Below are 23,772 nucleotides of genomic sequence, written 5' to 3'. Positions count from 1 at the left end.
GGATTTACAGTAGCGATTATCGGGGATCCACAGTCCACTGAACCTTCCGTGCATGATGGATCCCTGATAACCGCCAGGTGAGTTTTGAGAAAGCCTGCAAGTTCAGTGTTTGGCGGTTTCTGGGATGACGGACTTCGACTGTTTTAATCAATCATCTTCACTGTGTTTAGGTACTAGCGCCTTATGTTATCAGACCGTTATTTCTGAATAGTTTTCTAAGCGCTCAGCGAGCAGGTCAACAAAACCTTGGCGGTTAATATCGTACAGTACCGTGGCGTTGGCCGGGTTATTGGTGAGTTGGTAACGATCAACCACAGTCATACCTAAAGTGTGACTGCCTTGGGTTTCAATACCGACCCAACAGTTTTGCGACTGGAACAATTCCGGTTTTAATAGCCATGCGATGGTACAAGGATCATGCAATGGCGCGCCTTCAAATCCCCATTTTGGATCGCGATGATAAATCATAAAGAAGTCGAGTAGCTCTGCGACGACGTTTGCAACGGGGTTGGCGATGGCTCTGATCCGCTCGATATCTTCATCCATGATTTGGGCCCGGTGGGTGACATCCAGCCCGCACATAGTGATAGGGACACCTGACTTAAAGACGATATCTGCCGCTTCAGGATCGACATAAATATTAAATTCGGCCGCTGGCGTCCAATTACCGGCTTCGGCGGCACCTCCCATCAGAACAATCTGTTCAATCTTCTCGTGCAGTTCACGGTGGGCCGCCAGTAGCAGGGCGATATTGGTCAGTGGTCCTGTCGGTACCAGTGTCACCGGCGTTTCTGATTCTCGCAGAATTTTCGCCATTAATTCAACGGCATGGATCGGTTGTGGCTTAAAGCCGGGGTCGGGTAATACCGGGCCATCTAATCCGGTTTCACCATGCACATTGTCGGCAATGATCAGTTCGCGGGAAAGGGGCTTGAGCGCGCCGCCAGCAACAGGAATATCTGTTCTGCCAACTAAGGTCAGAATACGTAATGCGTTGTTGAGGGTTTTCTCGGGCGTTTGATTTCCTGCGCTGGTGGTAACGGCTTTAATATCAAGTTCTGGACTGGCACAAGCCAGGATCAATGCAATGGCATCATCATGACCTGGATCACAATCAAGAATAATGGGGTACGACATATCGCTCTCCTTTTGTATACCACGTCACTATATCTGTTTGGAGAGTGAGTGCTGTGATCTAACAGTCATAAAAAACAAGGGTTGATAGTAAACTTGCTGCACATGTTATATTGATGTATCTGTTTGGTTTATATCTTGAAAAACACCGTACCGCTGGGTTGTCTATACTGTTTAACACATTCAATGCAGGGAGCAGTATTTGGCCACCTGAGATCTGATTTTGATTTGTTTACAATGCCGCACGTTAGAGTCACTGGTTTTGCGGGCTTTATGACAAATATCTTTTATTTCAACACACAGAGTAAACATCGTGGAATTATCAACATTCATAGGTGCCTTCGAAGATTTTCTTGAGAAAAATGCAGCAAAGGATTTGTCTGTTCTACCACAAGACATTCAGTTGCTGCTGGAAAGCCCGCTGTCCCTTAATTATATCGTCACCATGGGTTGTACCAGCCCCTATGATGTTGAGAGTGATGAATTTGAATTATTACTGCAGTGGCTTGAATGTTCAGCTGGCCACTTCTATCTGTTGAAACGCAATGATCCTGAGTTGTTTCATCAGTTTAATGAAATAGTTTCAGCGGTTCTGATAGCCCTGCTGGAAGATGACAAGATTCATCCAGATTGTGCCTATCAGGTTGTCAGGGTGTTGAAAAGCCACCAGATTACAGTTCCAGCAGAGGTTATGAGCTGGTTGCAGGAAATCTATGCGGATAACGCCAATCATGCTGGCACCAATGTTATTGATTCACCTGAAGATTTGATAAGCCATATTCATGCGTCAGGTATTAAAAATGGCGAAGATTTTGTGCTGTTAATGATGAGTGAATTAGCCATGCTACCTGAGGGGGGGATTACACAGCTCCTGAGCATTGTGTCGGAACTTCACTGGTATCTTGATGCGGCGGTGATATTACTTGCTCATCAGGATGAAAATGTCAGAGTCGAAGTTCAGGATTTTTTGCAGCAGCTGCCAGATAGCGAGTGGTCAAAACTGTCGAATATTAAGTATCTTAGTCTTCTGCGTTACCACGCTGTTGGTAGTGTGAAAGCAGATCTTGAACGTTGGCAACGTCTCACCCTTCGCGCACAAAAACATGATGAGAATGAGACCGAGGTGGTGGAAGTGCAGGCTTCTATGCCTGATGGTCAGGATACCATAGTGCTAATGCTGCTGTTAAAACGGGATACTGAGTATTCCATATGGAGCGGTATGTTGCGCCTGGATCTGGGGATTATTGATGGAATGTACCGTCCTGAAGTTGACATGGAAGAGTGGCACCAACTGAAAAGCATGGCAGCAGAAGATGTGGGTTCTATGGCGGTTTCTATGGATTACCCTGCAAAGGTGTTTCCCTGGTTGCTGGCTGTTGGACAAAAGGCAGGTACCTGGCTCGACATTGAAACACTGATGTTACTTGCACGGGTGCCTTTGTCTTGGGGGCAACCACAACCAGTTAGACTGCTGGATGTGATTAAGGAGTTTGAGTCGGATCCGTCTGAACGTGAGATCAACCTGGTTCGATCATGTAGCGCTATGATTTTAAATCATCCTATTACACAGACCTGGTTTGAAATTGATCTGCCTGCCGGGTGTAAAACTGTGCGAGATGTGATCAATAAGGTCTATTTGGCCGATCGGACTTATCTGGCAAAACGCCTGGTGCTGAGTGGGCTGCTGTGTCGTTATCAGCTGGAATCGGATCTTCTGGCTGATGATGAGAAGCTCTTTATGCTTTGTGCCTACGATCTTCTGGTTAACGATCTGAAACGCAAGAAGCTGCCATTACTGGAGCAATTAGCGGAACAATCACTATCTGTTATGGATGAACAGGCAGTTTTTTTAACCACGAACAAGTTGGCCATGCAATCAGGCCACGGGTATGTGCTTAAGATTGAGTTAAACGATGTCAGCCCGGCAGTATGGCGCCGGTTTACCGTCAGTAATAAATGCAGCTTACTTGATTTGCATACCGTGGTTCAGGTCGTGATGGGCTGGGACGATACCCATTTATTTGAGTTCCAAAAAGGAAGAACCCGATATTCGCCAGATTTTAACGGCAATGTTGATGGAGATATTGATAGCGATGATGAAGGCTTTGACGAGCTTGCTGCCATCCCTCTGGGTAGCTTATTAAAGAAACCAACTGACAGTATTCATTATACCTATGATTTTGGTGATAATTGGCACCATACGATCACGCTGGAAAAAATTAATAAAAGGGATTGTTTAACTCCAATAGTGACCGCAGGAAAAAATATGTGTCCGCCTGAAGACTGTGGTGGCATACCCGGTTATCAAGAGTTACTGAAGGCTTATAAATCAAAAAAACCAGACGACCAGGAACAGCTTGAATGGTTTGGCTGGGACGAAGAAGGCTTTGATCCGAAAGTCTTTGATAAAGAGGCCGTGAATAAGCAGCTGCAGAATGTATTTGCTGACTAGGCTGGGACGCTATTCGTAATCTTCAAGATTAAACTGAGAGTTTTGTCATCCTTGCTCTTTGTCATCCATTAAAGCGCTTAATGCTGATCTTTTCATTATCGATTGGATTTACAGTAGCGATTATCGGGGATCCACAGTCCACTGAACCTTCCGTGCATGATGGATCCCTGATAACCGCCTGGTGAGTTTTGAGAAAGACTGCAAGTTACAGAGGTAGTTTGGCGGTTTCTGGGATGACGGACTTTGACCGTTTTAAACTAAGCCAGCTATGCGCTGCATAGCTGGCTTTATTTATTAATGAAGTGTCCGGTCCTGAAAAAGATTTAATACCAATCAGGATAATTATCCCGATTGGCTTAATCAGCCGGGGTTTATTTTTGTTTACCTGCAAATACGACAACGACCTTGTCGCCATTCAACTCACGGCTAAAGGCGTAGCCTTGATCCTGCGGTAGAACGTTGGGTTGACCAGCACCTATAGCGGGATGGCTCTGGCGGAATTGCCCCAGTTTTTGCCAGTGTTTGAGTAAACTCTGGCGCTCAGTATCGGGCTTCCAGTTCATATCAGAGCGGGTACCGTGATGGAAATCATCGGCATAAGGGCCATGCTCACGAGCGACTTCATCACCGTAGTAGACTTGAACTGCACCTGGTGACAGCAGTAGTGCAGTTGCCGCACCACGTTGCATCTCAAATGATTTATAGCGATTAAAGTACAACTCAGTATCGTGGGAAGATAAATAGCTGACTGCATTAAAATCCTGATCTTTAGCCAGGTTATCGGCATAATATTGATACGTATCTGCCATTTCACTGAAACAGAACGCCCCAGGGTCGACTTTTTTCTGCATGTCAAAGTTGATCAGGGCATCAAAACCGTCGTCATAGTAAAAACTGCGGCTAGGGCCGTGCCCCCACACTTCGCCCATCATCCAGAACGGGGTGTTACTCTCAACCTTGTTGTCTTTTCGCCACGTTTCCAGACTGGCTGTAGCTTGTTGTTTTAGCTGTTTCCACACATCCCCTGTTACGTGTTTCACTGTATCTACACGGAAACCATCGATACCGAAGCGTTTTACCCAATCTGACTGCCATTCAACCAGATAGTCAGCAACCCGGTAGTTGTCACGATTAACAACGCGTGTCCCTGGGTTATTCAGCAGCCATTGCGGTGGTTTTACAACGTCTTCTGACTCGGTTCTGAAATCAGGCAAGCCTGCTAAGGTTAAAGTCAGATCGCCAGATCCCGGGGCAGGGTAGCCCGGTAGCCCTGCACGTACCCAATCGCCACCCCACCAGTTTGCCCAGTTAGGTGATGAATAGTCGATGTTTTTATGATAACCGTGCCAGTTCTCTCCCTTGCCCGGTTTCCAGTCGCCCCAGTTTGAAGGCAATTCCGATTCAGGATTAATTACCTTGATCCCTTGGTTTTGCAGATCCGCCAGGGTGGAGTAACCTGGGTGGTTTATGACCGCATCCATTAAAATTTTAATGCCGCGCTTGTGGGCTTCTGTTACTAAGGTTTGTAAATCATCCTCGCTACCAAAGTTGGCATCCAGCCGGGTGAAGTCACGCGTCCAGTAGCCGTGGTAAGCATAAAATGGGAAGGAGCCGCTTTCACCGCCGCCGACAAAACCATGGACTTGCTCGACAATAGGCGAGAGCCAGATGGCATTTGTACCCAGACTTTTGATGTAATCCAGCTTAGCGGTTATACCCGCCAGATCGCCGCCATGGAAAGTCGCTACTTCGTCTTTACCGTCTTTCTTGCGGCCATAGCTGTGATCGTTTTCAGTGTTGCCGTTGTTAAAGCGATCGACCATCACAAAGTAGATATTAGCGTTGCGCCATTCAAAACCTTGAGGCTCTGGATTGACTTTTTCTACGGGTTCAAGCAGTAACAGGCCGCCACTTTCCGCCGCAGGAGTTAAGGCTATTTGTCCGTTTTTGACCTTGGCCTTATTACCGCTGTAAGCATCACGCAGCCAGGTACCGTCTGGGAATGTATCTTCCAATCTGACTGAGATTTCACCACCGGAATAAACATCACAGCTAACTTTTGGCAGCGGGCGTTTGAATTCTGTTTTGCTTTTTTTAGGCTGGCGTTTAATCAGCAGGGTATTGGCGTTGGCATCGAAGTGAAATGCATAGTCACCGGAAAAGCGAATTTTTATTGGCAGTGCTGTGTTTTCACCACAGTTGAGTCCTAACTGTTGGTTAAATTTTACTTTTGTTACAGGCTCTGCTGTGCAGTCGCCTTCCAGGCCTGAGACTGTCAGGGTGTACTCTGCTTTATTTAGCGGCACGACTAGCGGGCTGTCAGCAGATAAGGGATAGTCGCGACTATTGGTTGGGGTTGCAACAGTGATGGATGGAGCAGCCATCGCGGGTAGGGTTGTGGCAGGCAAGGCCGCCATCAGCGCAAGGGTAGAGAGAGTCCTTTTCATAGTCCATTATTTTTGTTGTTAATAAGGTAGTGTTAAATATATTGAAAGCATTGATAAATGTAATCATTCGGCTAACTACTCCCCCCCGAGGCAATCTAGGGCGTAGGTTGTTTTTATCCGTATCTTCTCGCTGAAACGAGCATCTTGAGGTTACTTGAGTATAAGCTAATCCTCTTTTAAGGATGGGTGACACGAAGAAGTGAGTTAAAAATAAATGACTTAAATATTAATTAATTATCGGTAAGAAACATCACCGATATAGCGGAGCATTTTCATTTCTTCGAACTATAATTTTAGGGCTACTACTTTTAAGGAGATCGACTCATGAGTGTTGTACCAAGAGTAAGTGCCTATCTGGATAAAGCCCATGTCCATTATGAATTACTGAAACATGCACGGAGCTTTAATTCCCTAAGCTCGGCCATTGCGTCGAATATCCCGTTAACTCAAGTCGTCAAAGCGGTGATACTTGAAGATCATGAAAGTCGCAAGTTGATGGCTATTTTGCCTGCCAGCCATAAAATTAATTTAAATACGCTGAATGAATTATTACACCGACAGTTCCATTTGATGAAAGAAGAAGACGTTTTTGAATTATTTAAAGACTGTGAACACGGCGCAGTCCCGCCAGTAGCGCAGGCTTATCATATGGATAGGGTGTACGATGAATGTCTGTTGGAACAGTCTGAACTTTATCTTGAAGCGGGTGATCATGCCTATTTAATGCAAATAAAGAAAGATGGATTTGCTCAGCTGATGGATGATGCTAAATGTTTACACTTTAGTAACCAAGTATTTGATTAACACTTAATGTGTAATAAAAAAGCCAGCATTTCTGCTGGCTTTTTATTACGTTCGATCTGAATCAGTTTTTAGCGATAGCTTACTTCGTCGCTGCTAATGGCTCAGCACCTTCTGGATGCCATGCACCATCTAGCTCGTCCAGCTCTGGGAACTTAGAGCGGTCGAATTCTGGTACTTTACCCGCTTTCAGCTGAACTTCGTAATCTTTGATCACTTTGATTGCCAGCTTAGATAACAACAACAACGCCACAATGTTAATCAGCGCCATCATACCCATAGAGGCATCAGCAAGGCTCCAGACAACAGGCAAAGAAGCCACAGAACCAAACATTACCATCGCCAGTACCGCCAGGCGGAAGATGAACAAGCCCTTTTTGGTATTGCCATTTAAGAACATGATGTTCGTTTCAGCATAGCTGTAGTTAGCAATGATAGACGAGAAGCAGAACAGGATGATTGCTGCTGCCATGAAGTATGTCGTCCAACCGCCTAACTCACTGGTTAGTGCTTGCTGAAGCAGGCCGATACCGGAAGCCGCATCTGGTTGATCCATTACGCCTGATAGCATGATCATTGCAGCAGATGCCGTACAGATAACAATAGTATCAGCAAAGACACCTAGCATCTGAACGAAACCCTGTGATGCAGGGTGGTTAGGGTTTGGCGTTGCACTTGCTGCAATGTTTGCAGCAGAACCCATACCAGCTTCGTTAGAGAACAGACCACGAGCAATACCACTACGCATTGCCTGAGCTATCGTATAAGCCACACCGCCAGATGCTGCTTCTTGCCAGCCAAATGCACTCTTAACGATTAGCATGATCACAGCAGGTAGCTCACTGAGGTTCATTACTACAATAACCAGTGCAATTGCCAGGTAGCCAATGGCCATTACTGGTACGATGCGAGCTGATGCTTGTGCAATTTTAGTCAGGCCACCCATGATGAAGAAAGCTGATGCGATAACAATGATCACACCCATAACCGTTTCATCGAAACCGAAAGAGTGGTTCAGTGCATCGGTGATAGTGTTGGCTTGAACAGCGTTGAACACTAAGCCGAAAGCAATGATCAGGAACACTGAGAATAGTGACCCCATCCAACGCTGACCCAGTCCTTTTTCCATATAGTATGCCGGGCCACCACGATATTGGCCATCAACGTCTTTAGCTTTATATACCTGAGCAAGAGTTGACTCGATAAAAGCAGTAGACATACCGAATAGGGCAATTACCCACATCCAGAAAATAGCACCAGGGCCACCTACGGCAAGCGCAACAGCTACACCGGCCATGTTACCGGTACCTACACGTGCGGCCATCGAGGTGCAGAACACCTGATAAGAACTGATACCGTTAACTGCGTTTTTACCGTTTTTTAATACAGTAACGGCATGTCTGAACTGACGGATCTGAATGAAGCCTAAACGTAAAGTGAAATAGATACCTACACCAACAAGTAGGTAAATAAGAAGATGGCCCCATAGAACACCGTTAATAGCACCGATGACGGTCATCAGACTGTCGTTCAGTGATGTTAACCAAGTTTCATTCGTAACACTCATAAAATTTTCCTGTAACTAAGGCTCAGCCAGCATCTGCTGATTGAGCGAACTGGAACGTCAATTTCAGTGACTGTTCGTGAATACGATTCTGGATTTATATTTTGTTATTGCTCACAAATGAACGGGTTGATCAACTCGTTGCATTTACAAATGTGAAACATAGAATCGATAGTATCGCCTAAAGAAGGCGCTGAAAGTTAGCATGAAATTCTGATTTGTTAGTGCGACCTAAGTCACACTTTGTGAATGATTGCAATGCAACAAATTCGCTATGAATATAATTAAACGTAAAAAAACTATAAATATCATGCGATTGGTGTTTTTTTGTGAGTAAGGATAAATTTGTGATTTAGAACGCTGTGCATTTCATGTTTAACAGGTTTTTAACCTGCTTTTAACTGAATAGGCAGGTCAAATTACTGGATTAAGTGAAAGTTGTTGTCATATACGTGTAACAATTCGGTCGAAAATGACTGATTATGTGAGTTTTGCATTCATAATGAGTAGTGGTGTGAGAGCGGTGATTATTCTGAATGGCAAGGTTATTATGGAGGGAAGTGCTCCCGGTGAGGGAGCAATGGTAATTTTGTTTCCACAGCAATGTAATGGGTATAGCAGCTTTTATTTTTATTTTGGTTTTTACTAGATAAAGGTGTTTATTTACTATTATTTAACCCGAAGCGCTTTGTCAGTTCTTGATTACTATCGGCTAACTGGTTAGTGAACATAGTGTGATTGCAGTGTTTTAAGATAACCACTCGGTTGTTTTACAATTGCTGATTGTGGGTGTTCTCCTATCTTGAACTGATGACCGCAAATACAGATGTAGACTCCTTTGTCCGTAACAAGAAACTCGTCTGACTGGTCGCATACGTCACACTTGGGAAGATCCCCCATAGCATTATCCTCTTATGATTAGTATGTCTTTGACAATTATTAAGACTTACAAATAGTACTACGAGTTTTTTTAGTTTGCTGTACTGTGAAAATGAAATTTAGAGATATAGTAAATTTTTGAGACAGGGTTACCATATTTGCATTTTTTCAATCGGAATTGATTGCATATGGCGGAGTATCTTATGGTTGGGGGCTATAGATCGCACTTATTGATGGGTATGTATAGCAATGTTTAATAAATGGTATAGAAGTCGTAGAGTAGGCTGTTGAATGGTGTTCAGGGATAAAAATGACGTTTTGGTCGGACATACTGGATTCGAACCAGCGACCCCAACTCCCCCAGAGTTGTGCGCTACCAAACTGCGCTAATGTCCGCCAAAAAGCCATGTTCTCTGTTAAGCACATTATCAAATGTTACGAAGCCTGCATACTAAATACTTGAAGCTGCTCATAAAATAATTGAAATTAGTGATGCAGAACACAGCGGCTTTGGTATATAAGGATTGCTATTACTCATTGGCTAGCGATGGTACAACCCAAAAGATCATCACTAGAGGCTATCGGCAGGTAGGCAGGATAGTAGTACTGTCTGATAATTGAGTGCCAGTTTGATGATTAAGAATGTCTTTAAATGAGAATAACTGACGAGAGTCAAATGTGGTCAGGGAGTCAGATTATTCAATTGTGCGCCGACTATTTTTGCCATATCGTGACATTTTTTGGACTATTTATCTGTTTCAGATAAAATTAAGTTCACATAGGCCTCGTCTGGAGGTATATTTGCTTAAATTGACTGTCTTTTTGGCATCAAACCACAAATATCAATTATAATTACAAAGTAACCAGGTATCAGTCTTGGTTGGTTTGTTCGTTGGCAAGGCCGTTACCAACCTCTTCCTTTCATATGAGGTTGTTAATTTATTTAATTTGACACTTTCTAGAACCAGGTTGCCTACGCTGAAAAGCTTCTATTGTAGGGAATAATTATTAATACAATCCTTTGGGTTTTGCCGAACTCTGAGTGGTTGCTTCGTATGATTTAAGAGGTATTTCATGGATAATTTTGCAGCTGCAGAAAAAGCGCTGAGTGCAATGTTAAAAAATGTTGAGTCGGGAAACGGTATAAAAGAAGAGCGTACTGATTACCGTCAGGCTTTGATCGATTTTGCAGACGAAGTCCCAGGTCGCCAGAAAGCGGTGATTAAGCGGATGCCCCTGCATAAAATTAATAACCTTATTGCTGTATTGCATGAATTCAAAGAAGAAGCACGTCAGGTGCGGATGAATGAAATTCTAGCATTAATGGAAAAAGACGGGGTTCAGCCTGATGAATTACTCGCCAAAGATGAATAGTTTTTAGACTAATAGCCAGCTTGTTTACACAATCCAACGCGAAATCAATGGCTTACTCATCTGTGGTGAGGTATTAACGTATTTATTGGTCTTTGATTGTAATTGGACTATTACACATTAACTTGCATATTTGCCATTAACTGTTGGTATTTATTGTAATGTCTAATATTACATACAGAGATATATGCGAACCTGATTTGATTTTCCGCGGTGTTTATTACTATCCTTAATTCTGCTGGTTGGGATGAGAGTCTCGTACCTTGTTTGTATGTGATTTTTTGTGATTGTGTATTGGGTGGAACTGCCGCTGGCCGGTATTGATATTTTCCCACATTTAAATATTGTGAATAGGGCGCCGAATCGATTATTTAGCGCCTTATCTTAACGTTTCTGCCTTCCCCTCTTTATATACCCAAACGACCTCAAGATGCGAGATTCAGGATTTTTTCTGGGAACTCTCGATGAACTCTGCATATTGAAGTTGATTAACCATATCTTGGCACTTCCTGCACTTCCTGCACTTCCTGCACTTCCTGCACTTCCTGTACTTTTCGCTGTGGTTTTAGTCTAACGGTCTTGGCTTCTGTTTGTTTTGGTGTTATATATCACTATAGCAGTGGGTGTGATAGATGAGTTAACAGATGAATGACTGGGGCGATGAACTGCCGATTTATAAACAGTTAAGCCAACGCATTATCGGCCAGATCGCCGATGGTATCTGGCCTGAAGGGAGTATGTTGCCTTCGGTCCGGGGAGTTGCTGCAGATCTGAAAATTAATCATCTGACTGTAATGAAAGGTTATCAGCAGTTAGTTGATCAAGGTTTCATTGAGAAAAAGCGCGGACAAGGGATGGTTGTATTAACGGGTGCTGTCGAGATGATTCTAAAAAGTCAGAAGCAGCACTTCCTTGATAAAGAGCTTCCTGAATTAGCAGAGAAATTAAACAGAATTGGTTTATCAGCCTATGAACTGGTTCAGGCACTTGAACAATATAGAATCAGGTAGTGTAAGACGTGGACGTATTAATAAAAGCTGAAAAACTGGGTAAGTCTTATCGACAGCAACAGGCATTATCGAGCATTAGTTTTGAGTTAAAAGCTGGCCAGATATTAGGTCTACTGGGCCATAATGGCGCAGGCAAATCGACGTTAATTAAGTCGTTACTTGGCGCACATGACTATGATGGTGAGCTGATGATATTTGGTTTATCACCTAAAAAAGACCGAGCGCGTATTGTAGAAAATCTGGCATATATTTCGGATGTTGCAGTATTACCAGAGTGGATGAAGGTATCTCAGTTACTGAAGTACATGTCGGGTGTTCACCCTCATTTTGATCTTGAGAGAATGAGGGCTTTTCTCAGTAAAACGGATATTAAAAGCAGTAGCAAGATTGGCAGTCTATCGAAAGGCATGAAAGTGCAGCTGCATTTAGCGGTGGTAATGTCGACAGATGCAAAAGTGCTGATCTTGGATGAACCAACGCTAGGCCTGGATTTAATCTACCGAGACACTTTCTATCGTTATTTAATGGAATGGTTTCACGATGGGGATAGGGCGTTGATTATTGCCAGTCATGAAGTGTCTGAAATTGAACATTTGTTAAGCGATGTACTGGTGTTGCGCAAAGGTGAGATGGTTTTGCAGGAGCCGTTAGAACAAGTGGAAGCACAATATACATTGCTGACGGTAGAGCAGCACAATCTGGCAGAAGCTCAGGCATTGAAGCCGATCTATCAAAAATCGGGACTGGGCCAACATTCATTACTATTTGAAAATGTGTCGCGGGAAGCCTTGATGCCATATGGGATAATATCTCAACCCGGTCTGGCCGATGTATTTATTGCAAAACAGCAGGAGGCGTTAAAGTGAGCCCTGTTATTTATATGCTGGAGAAAGAGTTAATCGAGCATAAACTCGTTACTCGACTGACGATCTTCCTTGGATTATTTGCTGTGGTTATTTTTGCGCTGCTAATGAGCGGCGATAACAGCAATATTTATTTTCAAATATCAGGTGATTATACCTGGACTGGCTTAGCGACTGTCACCGGTTTTGCCGGGATCATTGGTAAAATAAATGTCATCGTGGCTGGAATGGTCTCGGTGGTGTCATTTTTTGCCTATGTACCGAAAACATTACGCAAGGAACGTGAGGAAGGTAGTTTGATGTTTTGGCGTTCAATGCCCGTTACCGATAATCTGGCGATAGCTGTTAAACTGGTTTTTGCTCTAATTGTTATTCCGTGTATTGCTTCATTACTATTGCTGTTTTCAGACTTGATCGTGTGGTTGTTAGCCAATTGGTTGTTGCCCGTCGATATGCAGGCATCATCATCCATTAGCTTGTTGGCTATGGTAACGCATTGGTTCGAATTCCTCGGCCGAATGGTTTTGGTCAGTTTGGCCCTGTTGCCGATTGCCTGCTTATTGTTGGCATTGTCACAGATCACCAGCCATCCATTGATCTCGTTATTTGTTGCTGTGCTGATGATAAATGTGCTGACCTATATGGTATTGGGTTCAAGTAGCGTGGGTGATTTTCTCAGCGATATCTATCATCTGCCATTTAACATTCTCGTGGGTGATAGCCCGGTAACGGATTTCTTCAGTTTAGGGCCAGTAACACTCGTTGCCTTGTTGCTGTCAAGCGGCGGTTTGTTCTATTTGAGTGCCCAACTTCGAGGCTCTGATGATATTGCAGAGCGCTTTGGGATGAGTCGCTGATAAGATTGAGACAACATTACATATGAGTATAAAACGGAGAGCATCATGCTCTCCGTTTTTATCAATGAGCAACTAAGCGAATCGATTAAGCCGCAGCGACATCTTTGATGTAATTTACTTCATCCCGGTACTTTTTTACATTACGAGAAAGTGTACCTTTGGGTAACTCAAAACGTTTTTCTGCTTCATAGCTTGAAAATCCATCAAAGATCACCGCAGCAACGGCTGTACGCTGGCCTTCGGATTTAAAGATACGTTGAGCAATTAAATGAAATTGAGAATTGGTCATGGCTCTACCCACTAAATCTTCATTTGATAAGCTTTAAGCAAGTTTTCAACGTGCTTAAAGCTCAACTAAGTTGTTATTAAGTTGTAGCGTAACAAGCTAACCCTAACGTAAGCTTAATCAATCAAACGTAATCCCGTTGGTAGGGCATCACCAAATACCCGTTTGGTTTCAGCTTCGGTGAGTACTTTGACTTCCGATACCATTTGAATCCAGCTTTCCGGAGCTTTACAGGCCTTCAGCTTGGCAATGACTTTATTGCGGTTTTGCTCATCGATATCTAAGGTACGATCACCTGTCATACGACACATCATCACCGCAGCAAAGGCAATATTAGGATCTTTACGCCAGTCGAAATCCATTAACTCAGGTAAGCAGTAGCCGATATGCTGAGGAGACAATAAGTTATGTGCGCTACCGTAGAACGGGCTACGGGTTGCGATACGACCGATTGCCCACCAGTGTGCCTGGGAATATTGTGTTTTTTGTAAGCGGCCAAAGATTGATTCAATCAATTGCAGCTTATTTTCAAACGGCAAATGCTCAAGAGAAGCAGCCAGACGCACCATGTCTTCATAACTGCGTTCTTGCATCTCTTTGCTCAATTTACTGTTACGCGTTGCACTCGGGCTGATGTATTTAGCGATATCTTTAAAGATCACCAGTTGTTGTTCCTGGGTCAGACCGCCTGCAATACGACGCCAGAATGTCCACCAGTCGCTCCAGGTCTGAGTATTATCGCTAAACTGGACACCATGCTGGTAGAGCGGCCAGATTTGTTCCATACGCCATTCATCAGAGGGATAGCCAAAACCTGGCCGCATTGTGAAGCCAGTCAGCTTTAACCAGTTTCTTTCATGGATGTCTGAACGACGGCGACGTTTCTTGCTGTCTAGCAGGGTATTTGCCAGCTCTCGCAAGCATGGTGTTTCCCAAGTGTCGCGTTTGCCTAATAGCTTATCCAAATCGTTACGCAGCGTTTTGATCGCTTTGTTGTTGGTCTTTTTGGTAGTGCCACCATATACCAGCTTAATTGCGTCAATAGCATCTTCCATGCGGGCTGGAAGGATCGATTGGGCGAGAGTGGAATCACCCTTGTTGCGATTTAAGCGTGCCAGATCTTTTCGAATGCCAAACTCAACTTTCCAGCGTTTTCTGTCGTCGTTTATGCTAACGCATTCGATAAGCAGGGTACCGACTTCGGTGAGCTGACAGGCCAGGGTCACTTCTTCGCGATCTTTCTGGTTAGCAGCAAGCTCGGCACGATCTCGTTCGCTTTCAAGCGTTGCAATGAAAGGAGGAAGGGTGACAAAACTTTCGTTATCACTGTCATTATCAAAAGTGACAAGCTCACCAATTTTGGTATGGCTGTCATCTGTTGAAGAGACCAGATTAAAGCGGACAGGCTCGCCGAGGGTGAGGGCAAATTTGCGCTGATCAAGTCGTACTTCAGTACCTTCATCGATCCCTTTAGGCAGCAGGCACAGACCTTGTTTGCTTTTCTTTTTATCTTCCAGCATTAAGAAGAAAGAACGTGCAGAGCCCCCGCCGATTTTTAATTGAGCGCCGTGACGGGCTTTGGCGTAGGCGACAGCGCCATAAGCTACTGCGAGATCGGGGTGTGGGTTTTGAAGTTCAGTGACACTGTCACCTCGCCAGTTAGAAACGATGTTTAATACGCGTTCTGATAATAATGGGCTGTTAAACACGCCGCCATTCAATAGTACTGCGGAAGGAATGATCGGCTGATCTTCAACTAATTCACTGTTGTTCGCGGTTAGCGCGTCATGGTCAGCTAAGGCCTCACGGCATACGCTATTGTGCAGATCAATGAACTGGGCAAGGTGTTTGCTGATTGCCGGATCGGCAGCATAAGGCAGGCCAAATTCAACCACGGCAGCCTGACGATGGCTGGGTTGATCACTAAATTCTGTCTGTGGGAAGAAGCCATCAAGCGCAATATTATGGACTTCTTCACGGGTTAGCTCGATGCTTTTAGCGCCGCCGATCAGGCGAGAGCCACTGCCCAATAACGTGACTTTGGCCGTTTTTGGCGCATTGTCAGAGAGTAACTGCTCTTTAACCTTACGGGTTTGCTGGATCAGTTTTGACAGGCCTGCAGCACTGAGTTTCTTCGCACTGCCATGCAGGCGTTGCTCTGCTTTATGGGCGAGGGCAAGATCCAGGTTATCGCCGCCTAGCATCAGGTGATCACCCACGCCGATACGATCCAGTGCCAGTTTGTTGTCTTTAGAGCTGACTTTGATCAGGCTGAGGTCGGTTGTACCACCACCGACATCGCACACCATCAGCAATGGAATGTCTTTTAATAATTCTTCGGCCTGATCTTTATTTTGGGTGTACCAGTCGTAGCAAACTGCTTGCGGCTCTTCTAACAAGAGGACGTTTGGCAGACCAGCCATAGCGGCCGCTTCCAGCGTTAATGCCCGTGCGGCTTCATCGAAAGAAGCGGGAACGGTGATCACCACTTCCTGCTCGCGTAATACTGCATCCCGGTGATGGTAATCCCATGCCTGACGTACATGATTGAGATAACTGGCACTGGCAACAACAGGGGAAACTTTTTCGACGCTAGTGTTTACGCTATTCGAAGCCCCTTTATTTGAAGACCAAGGCAAAATGGCTTCGGTGCGGTCAACACCGGTATGGGATAGCCAGCTTTTGGCACTGACGACCTGACGGCCTTCTACTTTTGCGCCAAGTTCACGGGCAAATTCCCCAATGATCACGTTCTCAATTTCACCGGCGACGGGCTGAATATCCCAAGGCAAGACTAACTCGGCTACGTTCATTTCCCCTGATGCAGGGTGATAACGAAAAGAGGGAAGCAGCGGTTTACGGGCAACTTCACCAGGTGCGATTAGCTGATCAATTTCAAAAATGCTTATTGGGCTGGATTCAAGATCGTCATCGATTGGTGAATAGGCGACAACAGTGTGAGTGGTGCCTAAATCGATACCAACAAGAAAACGAGGGGAAGAGGGTGAAGACATTGTTTACTCCAGAGTTGATCCTGAATTCAGGTGTTCACTACGGAATGGCTTTGAGCGCCGAATATGGCTGGTGGCAGTGAATTCCCTACAGGATGGTATCTTCAATGTTATATTTATATTTTTCGGAATAACAGTACGATGAAAAATAACGGCGCATCAAGATGCGCCGTTATAAGGTAGGAATTACTTTTCGCGTACGTCGAATTCAACCTGCCATTTCTGGCCACCGTCGGTCGGTATTGCTTCAAGGCACAGCGTACCGAGTTCCGTCACATGGGAAGCAAGAGGAACAGGAACAACTTCACCAGCAGTGCGGCCATCAGCAACAGGAAGAGTTACCTGAATAGCAGGAAGTTCTTCCAGTTCTTCTGGTTGCCACCAGTCAAGGTGGGTACCGGCGGGATCTTCACGGCGTACCGTTGAACCAAAGAATTTGAATTGAACCGGCTGGCCAATAACCAGACCAAATTCCTGGCTTGGTACTTCAGCGTGAGTGCCTTCTTCCATCCCAAACGGTGCCACACACAATGCTTCCAGAGGTGGCTCCATACCTGGAATGGCCGGCATTGAGCTTTCGATACCAACGTAGTAGCTGCTTGCAATACCACCACGGATGCGTACGCCTTTGCCTCGGCGAACAGAGCCGTAGTAAGAGGCACCACTAGCAACCGCCAGATCAAGGTCCAGACCTTCCAGCAGCTTCGCTTCTTCATTACCCGCTGTGGTCAGCCAGTTGTTGATGATTGAAAGCAGGCGATCAGACAGTAGTTCAGACTTCAGTACACCACCGTTGAACAGGATAGCGGTCGGGCGGATAAAGCCTTCGTGTAGCTGGTCGTATTTTTCGAACAGTTCATCAACCGCTGAAGACTGACGGCTTAGGAAGCCGGCAACATGGCGAGATACGGCGGCATCTTGCGCATAGGGCAGACCCATCTGAGTCAGGGCGCCGCGCTGCATTTCTACCGGATGTTCTTCAATGCTGTTGCGAGGGAAGAAACCTTCAACTAGCGTTTGCTGAACTTCTTCTTGTGTCAGTTCCGTTTGCAGGGTGCCGCCAAGTAGCTTAGAGCCACGGCTTGGGACTACAATTGGCACAGCCTGAAGTTCTGCATCACTTAGCAGAGCTTCTTTGGCATCACGGCAAGCGTGAGTAATGGCCTGGATCTGCCAAGGCTGAAGTTGCTTGCCTTCTTGTGCCAGCTTCATCTTCAGACGATAAGCCAGCGCCAGATCCATGTTGTCACCACCGAGTAGAATATGATCGCCAACCGCGACGCGATTCAGGGTCAGATTACCTTCTTCTTCGGTTACTGCGACTAAAGAAAGGTCAGTGGTACCACCACCGATATCGACCACTAGGATCACGTCACCAACAGAGACCTGATCACGCCAGGTATCATGGTTGTTCTTCAGCCAGCTATAAACCGCGGCCTGTGGCTCTTCCAGCAACGTCATGTGCTTAAAGCCCACGCTGCGTGCCGCTTCTGCTGTCAGATCACGTGCAGCCGGATCAAAAGAGGCCGGAACCGTGATTGTGACGTCCTGATCAAACAGTGGCGTTTCAGGGTGCTGGTCGTTCCATGCTTCTGCCAGGTGCGCAAGATAGTTGCGAGTGACTTCGACTGGAGAAACTTTAGCAACTTCTTCCGGGCTGTTCAGCGGCAGGAAGGCATCACGACGATTCACACCGCCATGGCATAACCAGCTTTTCGCACTGGCGATAAGTCGAATCGGTGTTTTGCTACCAAGCGTACGTGCCATTGCACCAACGATGGCATTTGGTTGCGCACTCCATGGCAGGGCAGTGTCGCCTTCTGCAAGCTCAGACTCGTGAGCCTGGTACATGAATGATGGCAGTTGATCTTTTTCTTCAACATTACCTGGTGTGGTAAGTTGAGCGATCGGCATGACGCTTACTTGCGCTTCTTCATCGTGCAGATCGACATAAGACAGTACGCAGTGAGTGGTACCTAAGTCGATACCAACGCTAAAACGATGTTCCTGTGTTTCTTGCATTACAGTTCTACCTCAGCGGCGGCAACAATATTTGCATCGTGACCTTCTGCCAGTTTAGGCAGTTTAACTTCAGTCACTTTCCAGCCGCGATGAATAAGGGTTCCGGTGAAAGGAGCTTCGCCAACGACATTACCGGTAAGACGCACTTCAGAGGCGTTAAAGCCCTGTGGCAGGGTAATGCGCGTTTCTTCGTCTTCAGAACGAACAGGGGCAAAGCGGAAGTATTCGTTTAGGACTTTCTGGCCGCCTTCATGAATAACACGGGCAGCAGCACCGATTTCAGCATCAGCAAAACCTCTCAGGTCTTCTTGCATGAAATCAATAAAACGGGCTTCTTGTTGCAGAAGTGACAGTAGCTGAAGTGCAGCATCAGGCGTAGCCGTTTTCAGTTTAGGCTCAACTTCAATTATTTTTTCTATGATCTTTTCTACTTCTACAATTTTCTCGACAGGTTTTTCAACCTCAACGATTTTCTCTACTTCGACTTGTTTCTCGACAATTTTTTCAACTTCAACTGGTTTGCCTTTTTTAGCAATATAAAGCGCCAGTAAAATTAATACAAAACCACCCAGCCATGCATGGCCCATATCGATGGTAGTCGGGATTGCCGATAGATCAACAGTCATATTAGAAAAATCAAAAGCCATATTCATTTACTCTTAACAGTGAAAAATCGATTCACTATGAACAATTTGGGAGGAATATTAACATAATCATGTCGTATTACATCTAAGCGGGAAGCCTTTTTTACCCAAAAAGCAAGAAGAATCGTCGCCTTAGTCTATTTTACAGCCAATCCAGCCTTTTACATAACTCTGTCATTACATGACGGCCAAGCTATACCGTTTGGGTATGGCGTGACAGGCATTTTCTTATCCACAGAATATATGTTGTTACCTGTTTAAAGGCTTTAATTGTGTACCAACATTGCGTACTTGGTCAGGTATTGTGAGACGAAATCAGTTAAACTTAATTAAGTTGTACCGAAATTACAGGTTAAATATGTCGTCTGATATTTATGGCACCAGTGCCAGTTATGCTCGTCAAGAGCAAGGTTACCGAGAGAAGGCATTAAAGCTCTATCCGTGGGTATGTGGTCGTTGTTCTAGAGAATTTGTCTATTCAAACCTTCGTGAACTGACGGTTCACCATGTCGATCATGACCACACCAATAACCCGGCAGATGGAAGTAACTGGGAATTGTTGTGCCTTTTCTGTCATGACCATGAGCATGAAAAATACACAGAACATGATCAGCAAACCGGCAGTGTGCTTAAAGCGGGTGAAAATGATCATGAAGCTGCAACATTTAATCCATTCGCTGATCTGAAAGCGATGATGGACAAGAAGAAGTAAAAATTAAGGGACGAGAATCGAGTAACTCGATACTCGTCCCTAGATACTAGATACTAGATACTAGATACTAGATACTAGATACTAGGTTCTCTATTCTCGCCACTCGCCACTAGAACCTTGATACTTACCCCCTAAGATCCCAACACTTGTAACGGCAAACCGAGCATTGCGTCTCCTGTGCCGGCGAAATACCAGATAATACCTACCAGCGAACTCACTAATCCGATATACCAGACAAAAGAGAAAACCTGACCATAACGATTCAGTGGTAGCAGATGACTTTGGTGGCGGTATTTCCATTCAAACAAGATTTCAACACTGCCCATAACAAGCAGGAAACCAAATAGGGTCAGACCCAGCTTGTAGCTTATGATCACTCCGCCAACAGCAGCTAAAGCACACAGGGCAATACCGATTTTACTGTTCATCGAAAAGCTGATGCTTTTCAGAACGTGACCACCATCTAACGGCAGAATTGGCAGCAGGTTAAACAGGTTTAACAGGGCATTGAATACCGCAAGTCCGGCAAAGAACATTTCGTCAGTGATCCAGTACGCCACGATACACAGCAACGACATGATCAGACCAAAGAGGGGGCCCATTATCGAGATAACCACGTCTTGCCAGCGAGTATTGATCTTTTCGTCACTCAGGGCCAAGCCTCCCAGAAAGGGGACTAAATAGATGCCTTTGGTTTTCATTCCAAAGTATTTCATGGCGCGGATATGACCGTATTCATGGAAGATCAGACAAGCGACTAACGCGAGGGCAAACTGAACCGAAAACAGCCATGAATAAGCCGCCAAGCTGGCTGCTGCTAACACCCCTTTGATAATTTTGGCACTTTTTAATGCTTTCATGCCTAAAGAAGCAAGACCAATCAGGCTGAATTTACGTTTGGGTGTGGTCGGGGTGCTTGGTGTCTGTTGTTCGATGTCTTTTTCATTTCGAGAGCCGTCGGCAATGACTTGCTCATTGGCTCTGACACTATACTCGATAAGAAATGGTTGCCAGCTCAGAACGATATCCAATCGGCAATTAATTGTTTCTTCACCATTGCTGAGTTCAAACTCATGAATATGAGGATCGTTGTTCTCTGCATTGGCATTAAGCTGCGATACCAGGGTGTTATCCCAGAAGAGTTGTTGCCAGCCAGCCATCGATCCTTCCAAACGTAATGGCCGGCCAAGAAAATCAAGCGTTAATAATTCCAATGCAAAACCTTATTCATCGAGATATGAGTGCCTTGCACTCCGTTTCTGCAGGCGAGTGTATTGGTTTATGCATGGAGTCGCTAGTTTTTTAGGAACGAGGAGCCAGTGCCGAGGAGCGAGTTTGTCGCCTCTCGCCCCTCGTTTTACGGATAGTCTAACGCGGCTTTAATATCTGTCAGGTGTTCTGCAATCCAGTGTTTGTTAATCGCACCCCAATCAATGATCTTATACTGACCGCTACGGTTTCGTTCACCTTTAGTTTGGTTAAATGTGCAGACAATATCTAAATCTGCGAGGCTTTTTATGGTGTCTTGTGCGGTTCGCCTTGGCATACCGGTATAGTCAATAATCGCGGGAACAGTTGTAATGCCATTCTCAATTAAATGTGCAATGTATAAACGACGGTAATAGCTGGATTTGGTTTTACTGATGGTCGTCATAATGGGGTATTCCGATTTCTTTATCAGTGCAGTTATGGGATTAATATAATTGCAGAATATCACTATTTATAAGCAGCAACAGGGTTACTGTCGGATTTCTTTTCAATGCTCCCCAAGATGTCCTATGCATGAAAACAATATTTTAAAAATCAATTAGCTAAAAATTTGGCTCCGATTCTGTGCTATTGGTATTTTGCGCTGAATATTCCAGTTGCAAATAGAATGTGCGCTCGCGTGCATAGTGAGGGTGTTTGTTTTGCATAAAAAACATCCATGAACTACTGTTTTGTGAGAATTTATGCTTGGGTTATAAGGAGTTAACCATGTCGGAAGAATTTATGCGGTCACCTGATCCCTTATTGAATAAAGATAATCGCCCCTCAGCGGCTAACGCCTGGTTTTCCAGTCTTCGCGTCAAATTGAGTGTCATTGTTATTGCATCTGCTTTTGCTATTTTATTGCTGGGTGCTCAGGGCATTATTGGAATGAACAGGGCCGCCATATCGTTGGAAACCATATACAGTCAGGGAATGCAGCATATGGTACGGTCGGGAAAGCTTCTGAGCTCGTTAGAATCAATTCGAGCACAGATGCTGCTTAGTTTCCAGCATGCGCCTGATAATGAATTTTCAACGATGCACGATCATCCTGCAATTTCACACGTCGATAATATCGCCACATCACTTCTTTTATTGGAGACAATAGTCGATGAAATTAACTCTTCTGATCTTAGTGACGAAGAACGGAATTTGGTAAATAGCATCCAGGGCCAGGTAAATCTGATTAGCAAAGATGGTTTTCAACCGGCTTTAAAGGCAATTGAAAAGGGAGATTACAAGCAGGCAAATTTGTTTCTGCTTACTAGGATTAACCCGGCATTCAGTCAGATAGAAGAGTTGACAACAGACTTTGTAGAAATTCAGATTGACGAGGCCAAAGGAAGTTACATAGAAGCGTTGGATAAAAACACTAAATTCATCTGGCAAGTTGGAATTATTGTTGTTATCGCTATGGTCATCATTGGCAGCCTGTCTGGTTATACCATCCGACGTTTATCACGAGCTATTGATAGCCTGCAAAATATAGCGGATAAAGTGGTGTCAGGGGATTTAACAGCCAGAAATCAACAGACTGGTAATGATGAAATGAGTTCCATTTCTCAAGCAGTAAATAAAATAGTGCATCGTTTTCAACATACGGTTGTAGAAACGAGTGGAGCAGTGAGTCAGCTAGTAACCTCTGCGGAAGAGAATTCAGTCGTGAGTGCGCAAACATCGGCAAATGTATTACTGCAACAAGAGCAGATCCAGTTAATTGCAACTGCTATTCATCAGATGAACGTAACGGTAAGAGACGTTGCGCAAAATACGGCTGAAGCAGCCAGTACCTCTGAGTTGGCAAATAATGCGGCAAATGAAGGTGCGGATATTGTTAGAAATACGGTCAATACAATACAAACGCTGGCTGATGAGGTCGACAGAGCAACGTCAGCGATCCATGACTTAGGCGAGAATTCTCAAGAGATCGGTGGTGTACTGGATGTAATCCGAGGCATTGCCGAGCAAACGAACTTATTAGCGCTTAATGCGGCTATTGAAGCTGCTCGGGCTGGTGATCAGGGAAGGGGATTTGCTGTGGTTGCTGATGAAGTGAGAACGTTAGCCAAACGGACTCAGGATTCGACGGAAGAGATACAACAGATGATCTCTCGATTGCAGTCGGGGTCAATAAATGCTGTCGGGATGATGGATCTTGCCAGAAGTCAGGCAAAAGAAAGTGTTAATAATGCGGAACTGTCCGGAAAGTCACTTGACGATATTTTACATGCAGTAAGGCTTATTGGTGAAATGAATACTCAGATAGCCACCGCAGCCGAACAACAGAGCAGTGTAACAGAGGAGATTAATCAAAATATTACCCGCATTAATGATATCTCTGATCAAACGGCAGCAGGCGCCGAGCAGACATCGGCTTCAACCCGCGATTTAGCGGCCCTTGCAGATCATTTACAAGAGGAAGTTAATGGCTTCAAGGTTTAATAAAGGGATAGTTTGGGTATATAATA

General features: G+C 44.8%; 17 protein-coding genes and 1 tRNA gene. 8 read left to right on the top strand and 10 right to left on the bottom strand.

Annotated elements, in window-relative coordinates; genetic code table 11:
• Positions 1-189: 189 nt before the first annotated feature.
• Positions 190-1,137: a pyrimidine-specific ribonucleoside hydrolase RihA gene (rihA, locus tag L4D76_RS24195; RefSeq protein WP_428443423.1), complete on the bottom strand. Its 948-nt coding sequence runs from the start codon at positions 1,135-1,137 to the stop codon at positions 190-192.
• A gap of 310 nt (positions 1,138-1,447) precedes the next feature.
• On the opposite strand from rihA, the gene L4D76_RS24190 reads away from it, so the two are divergent.
• Complete coding sequence (locus L4D76_RS24190) at positions 1,448-3,586, top strand: plasmid pRiA4b ORF-3 family protein (RefSeq protein ID WP_428443422.1); 2,139 nt, start codon at positions 1,448-1,450, stop codon at positions 3,584-3,586.
• 371 nt (positions 3,587-3,957) lie between these two features.
• Here the strand turns inward: L4D76_RS24190 and L4D76_RS24185 are convergent, their stop codons facing one another.
• Positions 3,958-6,033: an alpha-amylase gene (locus L4D76_RS24185; protein ID WP_428443421.1), complete on the bottom strand. Its 2,076-nt coding sequence runs from the start codon at positions 6,031-6,033 to the stop codon at positions 3,958-3,960.
• Positions 6,034-6,357: 324 nt separating this feature from the next.
• Between L4D76_RS24185 and L4D76_RS24180 the strand changes: the two genes are divergently transcribed.
• On the top strand, positions 6,358-6,837 hold the full coding sequence (locus tag L4D76_RS24180) for an aminoacyl-tRNA deacylase (protein ID WP_428443420.1): 480 nt from the start codon (positions 6,358-6,360) through the stop codon (positions 6,835-6,837).
• A 79-nt stretch (positions 6,838-6,916) separates the two neighbouring features.
• On the opposite strand, the gene L4D76_RS24175 is transcribed toward L4D76_RS24180, so the two are convergent.
• A complete protein-coding gene (locus tag L4D76_RS24175) occupies positions 6,917-8,401 on the bottom strand; it encodes an alanine/glycine:cation symporter family protein (RefSeq protein WP_428443419.1) in 1,485 nt (494 codons plus the stop codon).
• Positions 8,402-9,596: 1,195 nt separating this feature from the next.
• Positions 9,597-9,673: transfer RNA gene (locus tag L4D76_RS24170), tRNA-Pro, on the bottom strand.
• A 678-nt stretch (positions 9,674-10,351) separates the two neighbouring features.
• Between L4D76_RS24170 and L4D76_RS24165 the strand changes: the two genes are divergently transcribed.
• The 4 genes from L4D76_RS24165 (at position 10,352) to L4D76_RS24150 (ending at position 13,378) form a co-directional block, all read left to right on the top strand.
• Complete coding sequence (locus L4D76_RS24165) at positions 10,352-10,651, top strand: hypothetical protein (RefSeq protein WP_428443418.1); 300 nt, start codon at positions 10,352-10,354, stop codon at positions 10,649-10,651.
• Positions 10,652-11,292: 641 nt separating this feature from the next.
• Positions 11,293-11,658, top strand: a complete 366-nt coding sequence (locus tag L4D76_RS24160) for a GntR family transcriptional regulator (RefSeq protein WP_428443417.1) — start codon at positions 11,293-11,295, stop codon at positions 11,656-11,658.
• Between the two features lie 8 nt (positions 11,659-11,666).
• Positions 11,667-12,524 carry an ABC transporter ATP-binding protein gene (locus L4D76_RS24155; RefSeq protein ID WP_428443416.1) on the top strand — a complete coding sequence of 286 codons (858 nt, stop codon included), beginning with the start codon at positions 11,667-11,669 and terminating at the stop codon, positions 12,522-12,524.
• Positions 12,521-13,378 (top strand): ABC transporter, encoded by an 858-nt coding sequence (locus L4D76_RS24150; protein WP_428443415.1) that lies wholly within the window; start codon positions 12,521-12,523, stop codon positions 13,376-13,378. The genes L4D76_RS24155 and L4D76_RS24150 overlap by 4 nt, the downstream gene beginning before the upstream one ends.
• An 85-nt stretch (positions 13,379-13,463) precedes the next feature.
• Here L4D76_RS24150 and L4D76_RS24145 read toward each other — a convergent pair whose 3' ends face one another.
• From L4D76_RS24145 to L4D76_RS24130, 4 genes are all read right to left on the bottom strand, one after another.
• Positions 13,464-13,667, bottom strand: coding sequence for a hypothetical protein (locus L4D76_RS24145; protein WP_428443414.1), 204 nt, complete (start codon positions 13,665-13,667; stop codon positions 13,464-13,466).
• A 113-nt stretch (positions 13,668-13,780) separates the two neighbouring features.
• Entirely contained in the window at positions 13,781-16,678 is a 2,898-nt protein-coding gene (locus L4D76_RS24140; RefSeq protein ID WP_428443413.1) for an Hsp70 family protein, read from the bottom strand.
• A 183-nt stretch (positions 16,679-16,861) separates the two neighbouring features.
• Positions 16,862-18,697, bottom strand: coding sequence for an Hsp70 family protein (locus L4D76_RS24135; protein ID WP_428443412.1), 1,836 nt, complete (start codon positions 18,695-18,697; stop codon positions 16,862-16,864).
• Positions 18,697-19,323: a DUF2760 domain-containing protein gene (locus L4D76_RS24130; protein WP_428443424.1), complete on the bottom strand. Its 627-nt coding sequence runs from the start codon at positions 19,321-19,323 to the stop codon at positions 18,697-18,699. Before L4D76_RS24130 ends, L4D76_RS24135 begins: the two co-directional genes overlap by 1 nt.
• Positions 19,324-19,699: 376 nt before the next feature.
• On the opposite strand from L4D76_RS24130, the gene L4D76_RS24125 reads away from it, so the two are divergent.
• Positions 19,700-20,053, top strand: coding sequence for a YajD family HNH nuclease (locus L4D76_RS24125; RefSeq protein ID WP_428443411.1), 354 nt, complete (start codon positions 19,700-19,702; stop codon positions 20,051-20,053).
• A 131-nt stretch (positions 20,054-20,184) separates the two neighbouring features.
• Here the strand turns inward: L4D76_RS24125 and L4D76_RS24120 are convergent, their stop codons facing one another.
• Together L4D76_RS24120 and L4D76_RS24115 are read right to left on the bottom strand one after the other, a co-directional pair.
• Entirely contained in the window at positions 20,185-21,267 is a 1,083-nt protein-coding gene (locus tag L4D76_RS24120; RefSeq protein ID WP_428443410.1) for a site-2 protease family protein, read from the bottom strand.
• A 143-nt stretch (positions 21,268-21,410) separates the two neighbouring features.
• The gene (locus L4D76_RS24115) at positions 21,411-21,707 is read right to left on the bottom strand and encodes a winged helix-turn-helix domain-containing protein (protein ID WP_428443409.1); all 297 of its coding nucleotides are present in this window, start codon (positions 21,705-21,707) and stop codon (positions 21,411-21,413) included.
• A 323-nt stretch (positions 21,708-22,030) separates the two neighbouring features.
• Between L4D76_RS24115 and L4D76_RS24110 the strand changes: the two genes are divergently transcribed.
• On the top strand, positions 22,031-23,746 hold the full coding sequence (locus tag L4D76_RS24110) for a methyl-accepting chemotaxis protein (protein WP_428443408.1): 1,716 nt from the start codon (positions 22,031-22,033) through the stop codon (positions 23,744-23,746).
• Positions 23,747-23,772 lie beyond the last annotated feature (26 nt).

The sequence above is a fragment of the Photobacterium sagamiensis genome, assembly GCF_050337085.1.
Taxonomy (GTDB): Bacteria; Pseudomonadota; Gammaproteobacteria; order Enterobacterales; family Vibrionaceae; genus Photobacterium; species Photobacterium sagamiensis.
This window is presented reverse-complemented; position numbering and strand designations above follow the sequence as displayed.